The following is a 16,457-nucleotide window of genomic DNA, read 5'->3' on the forward strand; positions in this document are numbered from 1 at the left end:
AGGGCTAAAATCTGCGCGTATTGTGTCCTTTGGTGTCACAACGTGACACCGGAACAAAATACAACTCGGTGCTTACCGGCACTAGCGAGATAAAAAACGTATTGAGAGGGATTGGCTAAGGCCTGTGGTTTAAGCCGGCCTCGCGGCGTACACTGAGCGCTGCGGGCGTAAGACGATGCAAAACGCCTTATCGGGCGATGCAGCATCCGGCAGCCACGCCTCTCGTTATTAGGTGGACAGGAATGCAGAAAGCGTCAATGGAGCTTCTTTGGAAGAGCTCCCACATATCTGGTGGAAATGCGGGTTACGTCGAAGACCTGTACGAAACCTACCTCACTGATCCCAATGCTGTTCCCGAGGAATGGCGAAACTATTTTCAACAGCTCCCCCGCGTCAGCGAATCCGCTATCCGCGATATCCCTCATTCTCCGATCCGAGATCACTTCGCTCAGTTAGCCAAACAGCCGGTTCGCGCCGCTGCCTCGGCCAGTAGTGAGGTCAGCGAGCATGAGCGCAAGCAGGTACGGGTTATCCAGCTGGTCAGCGCGTATCGTCAGCGGGGCCATCAGGAAGCGCAGCTCGATCCGCTGAACCTGTGGCAGCGCCCGGGCGTACCCGATTTGGAGCTGCAATATCACCAGCTCAGCGAAGCGGACTTCGATACCGTATTCCAGACGGGTAGTCTGTACATCGGTAAAGACCAAGCGACGCTTCGCGAGATCTACGACTCGCTGCGTGAAACCTACTGTCGCTCAGTCGGCGCCGAGTTCATGCACATTGTGGATACCCGCGAGCGTGCATGGATTCAGCAGCGTATGGAGAGTGTACGTTCAAAGCCGGAATACGGTTTTGAGGCGCGCAGCCATCTGCTGGAGCGCTTGACCGCTGCAGAAGGGCTTGAGAAGTCGCTGGGTTCAAAATACCCCGGTACCAAGCGTTTTGGTCTGGAAGGCGGCGAGAGCCTGATCCCAATGATCGACGCCATGATCCAGCGCGGCGGCGAATACGGCGCCAAAGAAATTGTCATTGGTATGGCCCACCGCGGTCGACTCAATGTATTGGTCAATATTCTGGGCAAGAACCCCGCTGAACTTTTCGACGAGTTCGAGGGCAAGGTTCAATACCAGGGCTCGGCCGACGTTAAATACCACCAGGGCTTTTCTTCCAACGTGATGACCCCGGGCGGGGAAGTGCATTTGGCACTGGCCTTCAACCCGTCTCACTTGGAAATTGTATCGCCAGTGGTCGAGGGCTCTGTGCGTGCACGGCAGGATCGTCGTTTTGATCCCGTCGGTGAAAAGGTCGTGCCGATAGTACTCCACGGCGATGCGGCCTTTGCCGGTCAGGGTGTGGTCATGGAGACATTTCAGATGTCCCAAACCCGCGCTTACAAAACCGGTGGCACGATCCACGTCGTCATCAACAACCAAGTGGGTTTCACCACCAGCTTGCAGGAAGACGCGCGCTCCACGGAATACTGTACCGACGTTGCAAAAATGGTACAGGCGCCGATTTTCCATGTTAACGGTGACGATCCCGAAGCGGTGTTGTTCGTGTCGCAGTTGGCCGCCGACTTCCGCCAGGAATTCAAGAAAGACGTGGTAGTCGATTTGATCTGCTACCGCCGTCGCGGTCACAACGAAGCGGACGAGCCGTCAGGCACCCAGCCGCTGATGTACAAGCAAATCAGCAAGCAAAAGAGTACGCGCGAGCTCTACGTCAACAAGCTGCTTGACGATGGCACTATCGACAAAGCGCTCGCCGACAAAATGGCCTCTGAATACCGTCAGGCCCTGGACGACGGTCAGCACGTTGCCAAGAGTTTGGTGAAAGAGCCGAATACCGAGCTGTTTGTCGATTGGACGCCGTATCTGGGACATGCGTGGGATGTCTCGGGTGATACCCGCATCGACGCCAAAGAACTCAAAGAAGTGGCAGAGGCGGTTAACGCCGTGCCAGAGGCCTTTAGCGTGCAGCGCCAAGTGGCGAAGATCTACGAAGATCGCCGCAAAATGGCTGTCGGCGCCATGCCAATCAACTGGGGCTTTGCCGAAACGCTGGCCTACGGTTCCCTGCTCAATGCTGGCCACCAGGTTCGCCTTACCGGGCAAGACGTGGGACGCGGAACCTTCTCGCACCGCCACGCGGTATTGCACAACCAAACAGACGCCAGCCGTTATGTGCCACTGCAACACGTGAGTGATGATCAGCCGTCGTTTGATATTTACGACTCGCTGTTGTCCGAAGAGGCGGTACTGGCGTTTGAATACGGTTACGCGACCACCCAGCCCAATGCCTTGGTGATCTGGGAAGCGCAGTTTGGTGACTTCGCCAACGGCGCGCAGGTGGTAATCGACCAGTTCATCAGCAGTGGTGAGCTGAAATGGGGCCGTTTATGCGGTCTCACCATGTTGTTACCCCACGGCTATGAAGGCCAGGGGCCTGAGCATTCATCTGCTCGCTTAGAACGCTTCCTGCAATTGTGTGCCGAGCACAACATTCAAGTGTGTGTGCCCTCTACGCCGGCGCAGGTGTTCCATATGTTACGCCGCCAGGTTATCCGCCCGCTGCGCCGCCCACTGGTGGTTATGTCACCGAAGAGTCTGCTGCGCCACAAGGAAGCGGTATCAACGCTGGAAGAGCTGACGGATGGCCAGTTCCAGAATGTGATTGATGAAACCGACGATATCGATAAGTCAAAAGTGACGCGCATGGTGTTGTGTAGCGGCAAGGTCTATTACGACCTGCGCGACGCTCGCCGTGAGCATGGCAAAGACTCTATCGCTATTGTTCGTTTAGAGCAGCTTTATCCCTTCCCCTACGACGATCTGCGTGAAGTTATTGCGCAGTATCCAAACCTGAAGAAAGTGGTTTGGTGTCAGGAAGAGCCGCGCAACCAAGGGGCGTGGTACAACAGCCGCCACCGTATGGCGAGGGTAATTCGCAGCTTTAAACCCGAGAAGAATTTGCTGTTGGGCTACGTCGGTCGCGAACCGTCAGCGTCGCCGGCTGCGGGCTACATGGCCTTGCACATTGAACAGCAAGAAAAATTCATCAGTCAGGCTTTGAAACTCTAGGCCGGACCAGCGCATAACCATAGACGCGTGCAGCGAACTAACGACAGGATGAAAAATGAGTACTGAAATCAAAGCGCCAACGTTTCCAGAATCTGTTGCTGATGGCTCTATTGCAACATGGCATAAACAAGTCGGTGAGGCGGTAAGCCGCGACGAGCCGCTGGTAGACATCGAAACCGACAAAGTCGTGCTCGAGGTGGTTGCACCAGCCGACGGTGTGTTGAAGGAAATTATCAAAAATGAAGGCGACACGGTATTGAGCGACGAAGTCGTGGCCGTGTTTGAAGAGGGCGCCGCAGGGGAAGCCCCCAAAGCGGAAAGCGCGCCCGAAGCAGCGCAAGCACCTGCCGCCAGTGAAGATCTGAAGATCAGCCCGGCGGCGCGCAAAGCGCTGGAAGAAAAGGGCATTGATGCCAGCGCCGTAAAAGGCACCGGCAAAGGTGGCCTGATCACGAAAGAAGATGTGATGAATTACCAGGCGCCAGCTGCCAAACCGGCCGCTGCAGCACCTGCACCCGCAGCCGAGGTAGATGTGCCTGCCGGTGAGCGCGTAGAAAAACGTGTGGCGATGACCCGCCTGCGTAAGCGCATTGCCGAGCGTCTGCTTGAAGCCAGCCAGACCACAGCGATGCTCACGACCTTTAACGAGGTCAATATGAAGCCAGTGATGGAGCTGCGCAAACAGTACAAAGACCTGTTTGAAAAGAGCCACAATGGCACGCGCTTGGGCTTTATGGGTTTCTTCGTTAAGGCAGCTTGCGAAGCACTGAAACGCTTCCCCGCGGTGAATGCTTCGATCGACGGCGACGATATCGTTTACCATGGTTACCAGGATGTTGGTGTGGCGGTTTCGACCGATAAAGGTCTGGTAGTGCCGGTATTGCGTGATGCCGACCACATGAGCCTGGCCAAGATCGAAGACAAAGTACGCGACTTCGGCTTGCGCGCTCGCGATGGCAAGCTGGGTATCGAAGACATGACTGGTGGAACCTTCACCATTACCAACGGTGGTGTGTTTGGTTCGCTGTTGTCGACGCCCATTCTGAATCCGCCGCAAACGGCCATTTTGGGTATGCACAAAATCCAGGAGCGCCCGATGGCTGTGAATGGTCAGGTTGAAGTGCTTCCCATGATGTACTTGGCGCTGTCTTACGATCACCGCTTGATCGACGGCAAAGACGCCGTGCAGTTCCTGGTCACCATTAAGGACCTTATCGAAGATCCTGCGCGCATTCTGCTTGAGGTATAAGACCGCTGCTAGCGTCAATGGAATCCATGGTTTAGGTATTACAGGAAACAGATATGTCTAAGTACGATGTTGTCGTAATCGGGTCAGGACCGGCAGGCTACGTAGCCGCTATTCGCGCTGCGCAGCTGGGTTTGAAAACGGCCTGCGTTGAGAAAAACCGCAACAAGGCGGATAAGGTTGCCCTGGGTGGCACCTGCCTGAATGTTGGCTGTATCCCCTCTAAAGCGCTGCTCGATAGCAGCTACAAGTATCACGAAGCGAAAGACGCCTTTGATGTACACGGTATTTCTACCGGTAAAGTGAGCATCGATGTGCCCGAGATGATCAAGCGCAAAGACGCGATCGTCGATCAGCTAACTGGCGGTGTCGGCGGCCTGTTTAAGGCCAACGGCGTAACCACCATCGAAGGTTACGGCAAAGTGCTGGCGGGTAAGAAGGTTGAAGTCACCGCGGAAGATGGTTCGACGTCAACGCTGGAAGCAGAAAACATCATTATCGCGGCTGGTTCAGTGCCGGTTGAAATTCCACCGGCGCCTATCGACCAAGAGGTAATTGTCGACTCCACGGGCGCGCTGGAATTCCAATCTGTGCCCAAACGCCTTGGCGTTATCGGCGCGGGTGTTATCGGCCTGGAATTGGGCAGTGTATGGGCCCGCTTGGGCAGCGAGGTTGTGGTGTTGGAAGCGCTGGATAGCTTCTTGCCGGCCATGGACCAGCAAATTGCCAAAGAAGCTGCCAAAGTCTTCAAAAAGCAGGGTCTGGATATTCGTTTGGGTGCACGGGTTACCGACACCGAGATCAGCCGCAAAAAAGTTAAAGTGTCTTACACACTGAACGACGAAGAGAAGGATGAAACCTTCGACAAGCTGATCGTGTGCGTGGGTCGCCGTCCGCTGAGCAATGGTCTGTTGGCCGCCGACAGCGGCGTGAACCTCGACGAGCGCGGCTTTATCTTCGTCAACGACCACTGCGAAACCGATGCACCTGGCATCTACGCGGTGGGCGATATTGTGCGCGGCCCGATGCTCGCTCACAAAGGCTCGGAAGAGGGCGTGATGGTCGCCGAGCGCATCGCTGGCCACAAAGTCAGCATGAACTACGACTGCATTCCTTCCATCATTTACACGCACCCGGAAATTGCTATGGTCGGCGCCACCGAAGAGCAGTTGAAAGCTGACGGTGTACCCTACAAATCAGGCAGTTTCCCCTTCGTTGCCAGTGGCCGCGCTCTGGCAGCCAACGACACCACAGGGATGGTGAAGATTCTCGCCCACGAAGAGACGGACCGCATTTTGGGCTGTCACATCATTGGCCCGAGCGCCGCCGACCTTGTTCAACAAATCGTTATTGCGATGGAATTCGGTTCCTCAGCCGAAGATATCGCCCTGACAGTGTTTGGCCACCCGACCTTGTCGGAAGCGGTTCACGAGGCGGCATTGGCCGTCGACGGCCGCGCCATACACATGCCGAATCGCAAGAAGCGCAAATAGATTTGCGGTAGTTCGCAAAATTCGGGAAAATACTGACCCGAATTTTGCGGCGTGCCGCAATGTGCAGAGGGAGCGGGCCATTCACTGACAGCGTATTGCCCGCTTAACACTTCCACAGACCGAGATGGTAAATCCAACATGAACCTTCACGAGTACCAAGGCAAACAACTGTTTGCTGAATACGGGCTGCCTGTGTCTAAAGGCTGCGCCTGTGATACCCCGGAAGAGGCCGCTGCTGCGGCTGAAAAAATCGGCGGAGACAAGTGGGTTGTAAAAGCTCAAGTCCACGCTGGTGGCCGTGGTAAAGCTGGTGGCGTAAAGCTGGTCAGCAGCACCGACGAAATTAAGGCGTTTGCAGAGCAGTGGCTGGGCAAGAACCTGGTTACCTACCAAACAGACGAAAATGGTCAGCCAGTTTCTAAAATTCTGGTTGAGTCTTGCACCGATATCGACCAGGAATTGTACCTGGGCGCCGTGCTTGACCGCGGTACTCGCCGTATCGTCTTCATGGCCTCTACCGAAGGCGGTGTTGAAATCGAGAAAGTTGCCGAAGAGACTCCAGAGAAGATTCTCAAAGCAATCATCGATCCCCTGACTGGCGCTCAGCCTTACCAGGGCCGTGAACTGGCTTTCCAACTGGGTCTGAACCCCACTCAGGTTAAGCAGTTTGTAAACATCTTCCTGGGTCTGGCTAAGCTGTTCCAGGAAAAAGATCTGGCGCTGCTGGAAATTAACCCGCTGGTTATCACCACTGAAGGCAACCTGCACTGCCTGGACGCCAAAGTGGTTATCGACGGCAACGCGGTATACCGCCACAAAGACCTGCAAGCCATGCACGATCCTTCACAGGAAGACGAGCGTGAAGCACGTGCAGCAGAGTGGGACCTGAACTACGTTGCCCTGACCGGTAACATTGGTTGCATGGTAAACGGTGCCGGCCTGGCGATGGGCACTATGGACATCGTATCTCTGCACGGCGGTTTCCCTGCTAACTTCCTCGACGTAGGTGGCGGCGCGACCAAAGAGCGCGTTACCGAAGCCTTCAAAATCATCCTCGAAGACAGCAACGTTAAAGCCGTATTGGTTAACATCTTTGGCGGTATCGTACGCTGTGACCTGATCGCCGAAGGTATTATCGGCGCAGTGAAAGAAGTGGGTGTGAGCGTACCTGTAGTTGTGCGTCTCGAAGGTAACAATGCCGACCTGGGCTCTAAGTTGTTGTCAGAGTCTGGCTTGGACATCATCGCGGCAACCAGCCTGACCGACGCGGCTCAGCAGGCTGTTAAAGCAGCGGAGGGTAAATAATGGCTATTCTGATCAATAAAGACACCAAGGTTATCTGCCAGGGTTTCACCGGTGGTCAGGGTACCTTCCACTCTGAGCAAGCGATTGCCTACGGCACGAAAATGGTTGGCGGTGTTACGCCAGGCAAAGGCGGCACTGAGCACCTGGGCCTGCCCGTGTTCAATACCGTTAAAGAAGCCGTAGAAGCGACTGGCGCAGAAGCGTCTGTTATCTACGTACCTGCGCCATTCTGCAAAGACTCCATCCTGGAAGCGGCAAACGCAGGTATCAAGCTGATCGTATGTATCACCGAGCACATCCCCGTACTGGACATGCTCGAGTGTAAAGTGAAGTGTGACGAGCTGGGCGTTCGCCTGGTTGGCCCTAACTGCCCAGGTGTTATCACTCCGGGCGAGTGCAAAATCGGCATCATGCCTGGCCACATTCACTTGCCGGGTAAAGTAGGCATCGTATCGCGCTCCGGTACACTGACCTATGAAGCGGTTAAGCAAACCACTGATTACGGTTTCGGCCAATCTACGTGCGTAGGTATCGGTGGTGACCCGATCCCGGGCTCTAACTTCATCGACATTCTGGAAATGTTCGAGAAAGACCCCGGCACTGAAGCGATCGTTATGATCGGTGAAATCGGCGGCACTGCAGAAGAAGAGGCGGCAGCCTACATCAAAGCAAACGTAAGCAAGCCAGTGGTTTCTTACATTGCCGGTGTGACTGCACCTCCAGGCAAACGTATGGGCCACGCTGGCGCCATCATCTCGGGCGGTAAAGGTACTGCCGATGAGAAGTTTGCTGCACTTGAAGATGCAGGCGTTAAAACCGTGCGCTCACTGGCGCAAATCGGTGATGCACTGAAAGAAGTTACTGGCTGGTAAGTTCGGCCGTAACGCTAAGAGGGCGGCTTCGGCCGCCTTTTTTGTGTCTGCTTATTTTGCGGCTTGAATCCGACGCATCGTCTTCAAGTCGTGCTTGTGTTAAAAAGTGAACTATGATTCACTTCTTGTGGTGAGACAGTGTTATGGCTTACAGAGAAACGCCACCTATCGCCAAACGTAAGGCCGAATTGCGTGAGCGGCTGCTGAAAAGCGCCGAATCATTGGTAAGGGAAGGGGGCTTTAAAGCGCTGACCATTCAAGCCCTCGCCGCCGATGCGCAGGTTAGTGTGGGGTCGGTCTATCGGTATTTCAAAAACAAGGACCAACTGGCGACGGAAGTCTTCTCCCATGCCAGCCGCCGCGAAGTGCGGGCCGTTGCCGACGCCCTGGAGGGCGTTGGCGATGCAAGGGGACAGATCGTCGCCGGCACGCGTTGTTTTGCCGAGCGCGCGTTTATGGCGCCCCAGTTTGCCTGGGCGTTGATCGCCGAGCCGGTCGACCCAGCCGTGGATGAGGCACGTATTAATTTTCGCCGCGACTACACTGCGCTGTTCGAGAAAGTGGTCAAACGCGGGGTTGAGAGCGGAGAGTTTTGCCAACAACCAGCGGCGCTGGTGGCACCCGCACTGGTTGGTGCACTGGCAGAAAGTTTGCTCGGGCCGTTGGCAGAGTCCGAGCGCAGTAGCGACATGATTGATGAACTTTGCCTGTTCTGCTTACGAGCGGTGGGGGCGAAAGACTAGGAGGGCTTATGGAGCCGTTGAAGAATCAAAATCCCAGTAGCGATGACGCCAATAACACAGTGAATACCCATTCGGTGTTCAACCAATCTCAAGCGCTGGAAAACACCAACCTCTTCGACGACGACATCGCCCTGCAGCAGGCGTTGACCAGCTATGCGCCAGGCGCTGCTCTCGATGCGCTACGCGACTATGGTCAGCGCTGTGGCAGCGCTGAGGTGATTGCCTGGGGCTTTGACGCCAATGAGCAAAAGCCCCAGTTCGACAGCCATGACCGCTTTGGTCATCGCGTGGATGAGGTGCGTTTTCACCCCTCGTATCACAAACTGATGAAAATGGCCTTGGAGCAGGGCATTCACGCGATGCCCTGGCAGGGCGACATTGCTCAGGCCCACACACAGCGCGCTGCGTATAGTTATATGCAAAGTCAGGTTGAAGCCGGACACGGCTGCCCGTTGACCATGACCTTTGCCTCAGTACCCACCTTGAATCTCACGCCGAGTATCGCCAAGCAATGGTTGCCCAAAGTGCTGGCGCAGGGCTATGAGCCCGAGAACAAGCCCTATTTTGAAAAGCAGGCCGTCACCATTGGCATGGGTATGACCGAGAAACAGGGTGGCAGTGATGTGCGTGCCAACACCTCGGTCGCTCGCGCTGTTGGCGCTCAGGGCCCGGGTGAACTCTACGAAATTACCGGCCACAAGTGGTTTTTATCCGCACCGATGTGCGATGCCTTTTTAATGCTGGCGCAGTCGGCGGGCGGCTTGAGCTGCTTTCTGGTGCCGCGCTGGCGATCGGATGGCGAGAAGAACTCGTTGTTTGTACAGCGCCTAAAAAACAAGATGGGCAACGTTTCAAACGCCTCCTCAGAGGTCGAAATGCGCGCTGCTCAAGGTTGGATGGTCGGGGAGGAAGGCCGGGGCGTTCCCGCCATCATAGAAATGGTCGCCTTGACCCGCTTCGACTGCATGGTGGGCTCTACCGCGGGCCAGCGCCAAGCCGTTGCCCAGGCCGCGCACCACGCCAGCCAGCGTGAAGCCTTTGGCAAGCGCTTAATCGAGCAGCCCCTCATGCAAAACGTGCTGGCAGACCTGCAGTTGGAGGTGGAGGGATCGTTGGCCATGACCCTGCGCATGGCTGCCGCGCTGGACGCTAAGACCGACGACGAAAAGCTGCTGCTCCGCTTGGGTTGCGCGGTAGGCAAATTTTGGATCTGCAAACGCACACCCGGCCATGCCTACGAGGCCATGGAGTGCCTCGGCGGCAACGGCGTCATCGAGAATTGCATTATGCCGCGTTTGTACCGCGAGGCGCCGATTAATGCGATATGGGAAGGCTCGGGGAATATTCAGGCGCTGGATGTGCTGCGCGCCTTTAACAAATCGCCCGAGGTTCAGCAGCGTTGGTTTGCTGAATTGGAACAGGTTCGCGGTCAATCGGCAGTGCTGGACCAGGGTATCGATGCGTTGCGGCAGTCGCTGGCGGATCGCGATGGCGTTGAATACGCCGCCCGTCGCTTGGTTGAGCAAATGGCGCTGTGTCTGCAAGCGGCGCTATTGCTAAAAAATGGCGACCCTGTGGTGGCCGAGGCCTTTATCGCCTCGCGTTTGCAGCAGCCCCACGGCGTGTATGGTTGCCTGCCCAAAGGCGTGGATATGGCACATATTGTTCGGCGTATTTTACCCGAACGTCTGTAAAGGTCTTGAAATTGGACAGCCTGTCCCCATAAAGCTTACACGTCCCGCTGGGCGAACGATAAATTAGCTTTACAGGTGATAGGCATGTCCACAGCAGAAAAAGAAACTCTGGGATTTCAAACCGAAGCGAAGCAAATGCTTCAGCTGATGATCCACTCCATGTACAGCAACAAGGAAATTTTCCTTCGCGAGCTGGTTTCTAATGCTTCCGATGCGGCTGACAAGCTGCGCTTTGAAGCGCTTTCCAATGACAGCCTGTTTGAAAACGACCCCAATCTTCGTGTGCGTGTAGAGGCCGACAAAGAGGCCGGCACGGTTAGCATTAGCGATAACGGCATTGGTATGAGCCGCGAGGAAGTGGTGGCCAACCTCGGCACTATCGCCCGTTCAGGCACCGCAGAATTTTTGAAAAACCTCAGCGGCGACAACAAGAAAGACTCGCAGCTCATCGGTCAGTTTGGTGTGGGTTTTTACTCGGCCTTTATCGTTGCCGAGCGCGTGGAAGTATTCACCCGTCGCGCCGGCGCCGATGCCTCGGAAGGTGTGCACTGGGAGTCGACTGGCGAAGCCGACTTCTCCATTGAAAGCTGTGAGCGCACTGAGCGTGGTACCAAGGTGGTACTGCACCTGCGCGAAGAAGACAAAGAATTTGCCGATGATTGGCGACTGCGTTCCATCATCAAGAAATACTCTGATCACATCAGCATTCCCGTAGAAATGCTAAAAACGGTTACCGCGGAAGAGGGTGAAGAGGCCCCCGAGCCGGAGTTTGAAAGCATCAACTCCGCCACCGCGCTGTGGACGCGCCCGCGCAACGAAGTGAAGGACGACGAATACCAGGCCTTCTATAAGCACGTGAGCCACGACTTTGCTGAGCCGCTCACCTGGAGTCACAACAAGGTTGAAGGCAAGCTGGAATACACCAGCCTGCTATACCTGCCATCGCAGCCACCGATGGATATGTGGAACCGCGACGCGGCGCGGGGCGTTAAGCTCTATGTGCAGCGCACTTTCATTATGGACGACGCCGAGCAATTCCTGCCGCTGTACCTGCGCTTTGTAAAAGGTGTGGTGGACTCTAACGACCTGTCGCTCAATGTATCGCGCGAAATTCTTCAGCAAGACCCCGCTGTGGATGCAATGAAAACGGCACTGACCAAGCGTGTGCTGGACATGTTGGGCAAGCTGGCGAAGAACGATACTGAGAAATACCAAACGTTCTGGAAGGCCTTTGGTCAGGTATTGAAAGAAGGCCCGGCTGAGGACTTCAGCAACCGCGAAAAGATTGCCAAGCTGCTGCGCTTTGCCACCACCCACGATGACAAGGCCGAACAGCTGCACTCGCTGGAAGATTACGTAGCACGCATGAAAGAGGGGCAGGAGAAAATCTACTACGTGGTGGCTGAAAACCATCGCACTGCGTCCAGCAGCCCTCACCTGGAAGTGTTCCGCAAGAAAGGTATTGAAGTCTTGCTGCTTTCTGACCGCGTCGACGACTGGCTGATGAATCACCTCGCTGAGTTCGATGGCAAAGCCTTCCAGGATGTTGGCCGCGGCCAGCTGGACCTTGGTGAGCTGGAAAACGAAGAGGAGAAAAAAGCGCAGGAAGAACTGGCTGAAGAGCACAAAGACCTGATTGAGCGCGTTGCCAAGGCGCTGGGTGAAAAGGTTGAAGAGGTGCGCGCGACGAGCCGACTGACCAGTTCGCCGGCGTGTCTGGTAGTGGGTGACCACGATATGGGCGCGCAGATGCGGCGTATTCTTGAAGCCGCTGGCCAGGCGCTGCCCGAGTCCAAGCCGATTTTCGAGCTGAATCCAGAGCACCCGCTGGTGCAAAAACTGGACAAAGAGCCCGATGAAGACCGTTTTGCCGACCTTGTCGACATTCTCTTTAATCAGGCGCATTTGGCCGAGGGCGCGCAGCTGGAAGACCCTGCGGACTACGTTAACAAGCTGAATAAACTGCTGCTGGAACTCAGCGCCTAGCGTAAGCGCAAGAACCACAGTGAATAGAGCGGCGCTTCGGCGCCGCTTTTTTTTCGACGCCGTTCTTCATCGCCGCAGCGCAATGATAAACTGCATGAAAAACAACAAGCGGAGCCGCAATGACGGACAAGCATAAAGTAGCCATAGTGGGTGGGGGCAGTTTCGGTACGGCAATCGCCAATATTGTTGCCGATAACGGCCATGATGTGTGCCTGTGGATGCGTAACGCCGAGCGCGTCGCCGAGGTGAACGAGCAGCACAGTAACAGCGCCTACCTGCCCGATATTTCCCTGAACCCCGCCCTGCGCGCCAGTACCGATCTGGCCGAAACCGTAACGGGCTGCGATGTGGTCTTCGTTGCCGTGCCCAGCAAGTCTTGCCGCGATGTGGCTCGCCAACTGGCGCCGTTATTAGCCGACGGCACTATGGTGGTCAGCACGACCAAGGGTATCGAGGTCGACAGCAATGAACTGATGAGCGAAGTTTTGCGAGAAGAGCTGGGCAACGTCAGCATCGGCGTGATGAGTGGGCCAAACCTTGCCAAAGAGCTGGCAGCGCGGGAAATTACCGGCACGGTTATCGCCAGTGCTGATGAGCGGCTAACCCAGTGTATTCAAGACCTGCTGCAGTGCTCGTATTTTCGTGTATACGCCGGAAGCGATATCTACGGGGTGGAGCTGGCCGGTGCCCTGAAAAACGTCTACGCCATCGTCGCGGGTTTGGCGGCGGCACTGGGCGTGGGGCACAACACGATCAGCATGCTGGTTACCCGCAGTCTGGCGGAAATGAGTCGCTACGCCGTGCAAAAGGGCGCCGACCCCTTAACCTTTTTGGGCCTGGCCGGTGTGGGCGATTTATTCGTAACCTGTACCTCGCCACTGAGCCGCAACTACCGCGTGGGTTATGCGCTGGGGCAGGGGCGGGATCTGAACGAGGTCGTCGCTGAGCTTGGGCAGGTGGCGGAAGGGGTGAATACCCTCAAGCTGCTCAAGCAGCAATCTCAGCAGCTGGATATTTACATGCCGTTGGTCAATGGTTTGTACGCCATCATTTACGAGGGCAAAACCGTGCAAGAAGTGATTGGCGATATGATGTGGGCGGAGCAAAACCGCGACGTTGAATTTGCAGTGCAGAAAAGCTGATGGAAATAGTCTTAATTCGCCATGGCGCGGCATCGTGGGATGCCGCTACCGATATGGAGCGCGAACTCACCGAGCGCGGTATTGCCGAAGTTGAAGCCGCGGCGCAGTGGCTTGGCCAGCAAGATTGGCGCCCCGAGGAAATCTGGGTAAGCCCTTACCGCCGCGCCCAGCAAAGCGCCGCCATTATCAATGCCGATTGGCAGCTACCCCAGCGCAATAAAGCCTGTCTGACCCCGGATAACCGACTCGAAGACCTCGATACCATGCTGTCGACGTTTCGCGGTCAGCGCCTGCTGCTAGTGGGGCACAACCCACTACTCAGTAATGCGCTGGCTCACTGGCAGGGCGAGTCACAATCCTATTGGGGGCTGCAAACTGCCAGTATGGCTCGTGTTGACGCCGAGGTGTTCGCCCCGGGCTGTGGCAACTTGCAATGGCTGCGTCACTTTCCGAACTACGCTCACAATGGCCGCTAGTACTATGACGACTGTCTCTGCAGAATCGCTCAGCTTTGAGGTGGAAGGTCTGCACATAGCCGCGCAAGCCTGGGGCCAGGCCGATGGTATTCCAGTGCTTGCCCTGCATGGTTGGCTGGACAATGCCGCCAGTTTTGCCGCTATAGCCGAGTATCTCCAGCAGCAGGGCAACCCGCTGCGCATTGTTGCGCTCGATCTGCCCGGCCACGGGAATAGCGATCACAAACCGCCGTCGGGTAACTACGCCATTTGGGACGATCTGCGAATTATCTGCGGTGTGGCCGAACAACTCGGCTGGTCCCAATACAGCCTGTTGGCCCACTCACGCGGCGCGATGATCGCGGCGCTGCTGGCGTCGGCTATGCCAGACAATATTCGCGCGGTCGTCTGCATCGACGGTTTGCTGGCCGACCCGCAAGCGGGTGAAGAATTCCCCAAACAGCTGCAGCGCTATCTAAACGGATTTTCCAACCAAGGGCGACCGCCACGCGCGTTTGATACCCTGGAAGACGCCGCCGCCGCGCGTATTAAAGTAATGCCCATGAGCAAGCGCTCGGCTCGTGCCATTGCCGAGCGCGGTACCTATCAGGGTGACGACGGCAAATTTTATTGGCGCAGCGATCGCCGCCTTGCACTCGCCTCCCCGCATAAACTGACCGCAGAGCAATGGCGGGCCGTGCTGCAAGGCATTCACGCGCCGCTGCTGTTTATTGCCGCCAAACAGGGCTTTGGCCAGGAAATACTCGCACTAAGCGACGCCAGACCGAAGGCCTTTAGCACACTGGATGTTGATGGCGACCATCACTGCCATATGGATAGCTGCGTTGAGGAAGTCGCTGAGGCGGTTGTGGAGCATTTTCTGTCGCAGGTTTAACCATCGTCTTTCCTATTAGCGGGGTTGGCTCCAATAGCAGGGGAGAGTGCGCCCACGTATTTGATCTTTAGCGTGGTCTGGCTGCTGTCCAGCTCAATAATTAGGGGCACTTATCATGGAAGATTTGCTCTACGAGATATTTCTAGGTTGGCCAAGCGCAGTACTTGGGCTTTGTGCTCTGACTGCTGGTGCGGTATCCGGCAGAGTTTCAATTAGTACAATTGGCGCAATGTCAGCTACGGGCTTCTGCCTGTATGTAAGTATGTATGTTTTCCCTTTTTCACTATTATTACTGCTGGTCCTGATTACAAACTGGATCAGCGTTTTCTACGTTTCAAAAGGCAAACGCGCTGTTGCCATGGCTTTTGTCTCACCGTTAGCGATTGAATGTTTGGCGCTAGGCTATTTGGTTTTTGCTCAGTAGTGTCAGAAATCACCGCGGTCGCGCTGTTGATTAAAAATCAGCGAGTCCTCGGCCCCCTAATCCCGGCTTCGTTCAAGTACCCCGTCAACCGGCCGCGAATTAAACGTGTGCCAGTAAAGCTGCACATCAGTGCTTTGCCTTGCGGCGTCTAAAAACGCGGCCGCGGCTTTGGCGGTATAGGTTTGATCCAGGGTAATACCGCACTCGGCGAATTTTTCCGTGGCGCTGCTTCCCGCTTTGGTGGCCACGCCGTAGCCATCGCCATAGTAACTGTCGACCAGTTTGGCGGTGGGTATTGTTGGCGGTGAGAGGCCTGCTTTTGTCAGCGCGGCGCATGTTTGCCTGATGAGTTGATTCACTGTGGCAGGGGTGCAGGTGGGAATGATGCCCAAGTGGGAAGGGGCGACCCTTATGCCAATAATATCGCTTTCTAAGCCTGCTAGCGCAGCGCCAATGCTTAAGCCGGCAAGGGTAGCAGAGGAGCCAACGGGCACGAATATCTGGCTGGGCAATGGGCACTGGCCGGTGTCGATTTGCTGCCTTAACTCAAATGCTGCGTTGATAAAGCCCATGGTTCCGGCAACATTGGAGCCGCCAGCAAACAGAAAGTAGTGCCGGCGTGACAGGCGCTTGGGGTGAAGGTAGTAATGCCGCACGGTATTGGCGAGTGAGCCACAATATTGTAGCTCGGCGCCAAAGTGTCGCATTCGCGCGAGGTTGTCGCGCACGGTGGTAGAGGGCGGTTGTTCAAATAGCAGCACCGTGCAGCGCAGGCCCAATTGTTGGCACAGCATGGCGGTGGCAACGCCGTGGTTGGTGCCCGTGGCGCCGAAGGTGATTACATGCGTTTTGCCACGCGCCAGAACATCGGCCAAAATAAATTCCAGCTTGCGGAGTTTGTTGCCGCCATACACCGCGTGGGAAAGGTCGTCGCGTTTAATCCAGGCATTGCTGCCAATTCCGGATACTGGTTCAACTGGCGTGGGTAGGTCAGCGAGGGGGAGCCAGGGTAGGGCGCCGCTCAGTTGCGGGTAGCTGTCGAACAAGGGCCTTGTCCTGGTCACGTCATTTATGTCTCGTTCTGGGGTGGTATACAAGACAGAGGATAGCTGTTTGGCTCCGTCG

The 16,457-nt window shown here is 55.9% G+C and carries 13 protein-coding genes; 12 read left to right on the top strand and 1 reads right to left on the bottom strand.

Annotated elements, in window-relative coordinates:
- Positions 1 to 242 precede the first annotated feature (242 nt).
- The 12 genes from HNR64_RS10250 to HNR64_RS10305 all read left to right on the top strand — a co-directional run bounded on the left by HNR64_RS10250 (position 243) and on the right by HNR64_RS10305 (position 15,332).
- A complete protein-coding gene (locus HNR64_RS10250) occupies positions 243 to 3,077 on the top strand; it encodes a 2-oxoglutarate dehydrogenase E1 component (RefSeq protein ID WP_204996393.1) in 2,835 nt (944 codons plus the stop codon).
- A gap of 55 nt (positions 3,078 to 3,132) precedes the next feature.
- Entirely contained in the window at positions 3,133 to 4,326 is a 1,194-nt protein-coding gene (gene odhB, locus HNR64_RS10255) for a 2-oxoglutarate dehydrogenase complex dihydrolipoyllysine-residue succinyltransferase (protein WP_027873848.1), read from the top strand.
- 53 nt (positions 4,327 to 4,379) lie between these two features.
- The gene (lpdA, locus tag HNR64_RS10260) at positions 4,380 to 5,816 is read left to right on the top strand and encodes a dihydrolipoyl dehydrogenase (RefSeq protein ID WP_204996394.1); all 1,437 of its coding nucleotides are present in this window, start codon (positions 4,380 to 4,382) and stop codon (positions 5,814 to 5,816) included.
- A 138-nt stretch (positions 5,817 to 5,954) separates the two neighbouring features.
- Positions 5,955 to 7,121, top strand: a complete 1,167-nt coding sequence (sucC, locus tag HNR64_RS10265; RefSeq protein ID WP_204996395.1) for an ADP-forming succinate--CoA ligase subunit beta — start codon at positions 5,955 to 5,957, stop codon at positions 7,119 to 7,121.
- Positions 7,121 to 7,993: a succinate--CoA ligase subunit alpha gene (sucD, locus tag HNR64_RS10270; RefSeq protein ID WP_027873845.1), complete on the top strand. Its 873-nt coding sequence runs from the start codon at positions 7,121 to 7,123 to the stop codon at positions 7,991 to 7,993. The genes sucC and sucD overlap by 1 nt, the downstream gene beginning before the upstream one ends.
- A gap of 143 nt (positions 7,994 to 8,136) precedes the next feature.
- Positions 8,137 to 8,736: a TetR/AcrR family transcriptional regulator gene (locus HNR64_RS10275; RefSeq protein WP_204996396.1), complete on the top strand. Its 600-nt coding sequence runs from the start codon at positions 8,137 to 8,139 to the stop codon at positions 8,734 to 8,736.
- 8 nt (positions 8,737 to 8,744) lie between these two features.
- Positions 8,745 to 10,430: an acyl-CoA dehydrogenase family protein gene (locus HNR64_RS10280; protein WP_204996397.1), complete on the top strand. Its 1,686-nt coding sequence runs from the start codon at positions 8,745 to 8,747 to the stop codon at positions 10,428 to 10,430.
- Between the two features lie 84 nt (positions 10,431 to 10,514).
- On the top strand, positions 10,515 to 12,416 hold the full coding sequence (gene htpG / locus HNR64_RS10285) for a molecular chaperone HtpG (RefSeq protein WP_204996398.1): 1,902 nt from the start codon (positions 10,515 to 10,517) through the stop codon (positions 12,414 to 12,416).
- A gap of 119 nt (positions 12,417 to 12,535) precedes the next feature.
- Positions 12,536 to 13,558 (top strand): NAD(P)H-dependent glycerol-3-phosphate dehydrogenase, encoded by a 1,023-nt coding sequence (locus HNR64_RS10290; RefSeq protein ID WP_204996399.1) that lies wholly within the window; start codon positions 12,536 to 12,538, stop codon positions 13,556 to 13,558.
- Positions 13,558 to 14,034 (top strand): phosphohistidine phosphatase SixA, encoded by a 477-nt coding sequence (gene sixA / locus HNR64_RS10295; protein WP_204996400.1) that lies wholly within the window; start codon positions 13,558 to 13,560, stop codon positions 14,032 to 14,034. Before HNR64_RS10290 ends, sixA begins: the two co-directional genes overlap by 1 nt.
- Before the next feature lie 4 nt (positions 14,035 to 14,038).
- The gene (locus HNR64_RS10300) at positions 14,039 to 14,908 is read left to right on the top strand and encodes an alpha/beta fold hydrolase (RefSeq protein ID WP_204996401.1); all 870 of its coding nucleotides are present in this window, start codon (positions 14,039 to 14,041) and stop codon (positions 14,906 to 14,908) included.
- Between the two features lie 115 nt (positions 14,909 to 15,023).
- Positions 15,024 to 15,332 (top strand): hypothetical protein, encoded by a 309-nt coding sequence (locus tag HNR64_RS10305; RefSeq protein ID WP_204996402.1) that lies wholly within the window; start codon positions 15,024 to 15,026, stop codon positions 15,330 to 15,332.
- A gap of 56 nt (positions 15,333 to 15,388) precedes the next feature.
- Here the strand turns inward: HNR64_RS10305 and HNR64_RS10310 are convergent, their stop codons facing one another.
- Positions 15,389 to 16,378, bottom strand: coding sequence for a 1-aminocyclopropane-1-carboxylate deaminase/D-cysteine desulfhydrase (locus HNR64_RS10310; RefSeq protein WP_204996403.1), 990 nt, complete (start codon positions 16,376 to 16,378; stop codon positions 15,389 to 15,391).
- Between the last annotated feature and the right edge of the window lie 79 nt (positions 16,379 to 16,457).

This window comes from Spongiibacter marinus, assembly GCF_016906995.1.
Lineage (GTDB): Bacteria > Pseudomonadota > Gammaproteobacteria > Pseudomonadales > Spongiibacteraceae > Spongiibacter > Spongiibacter marinus.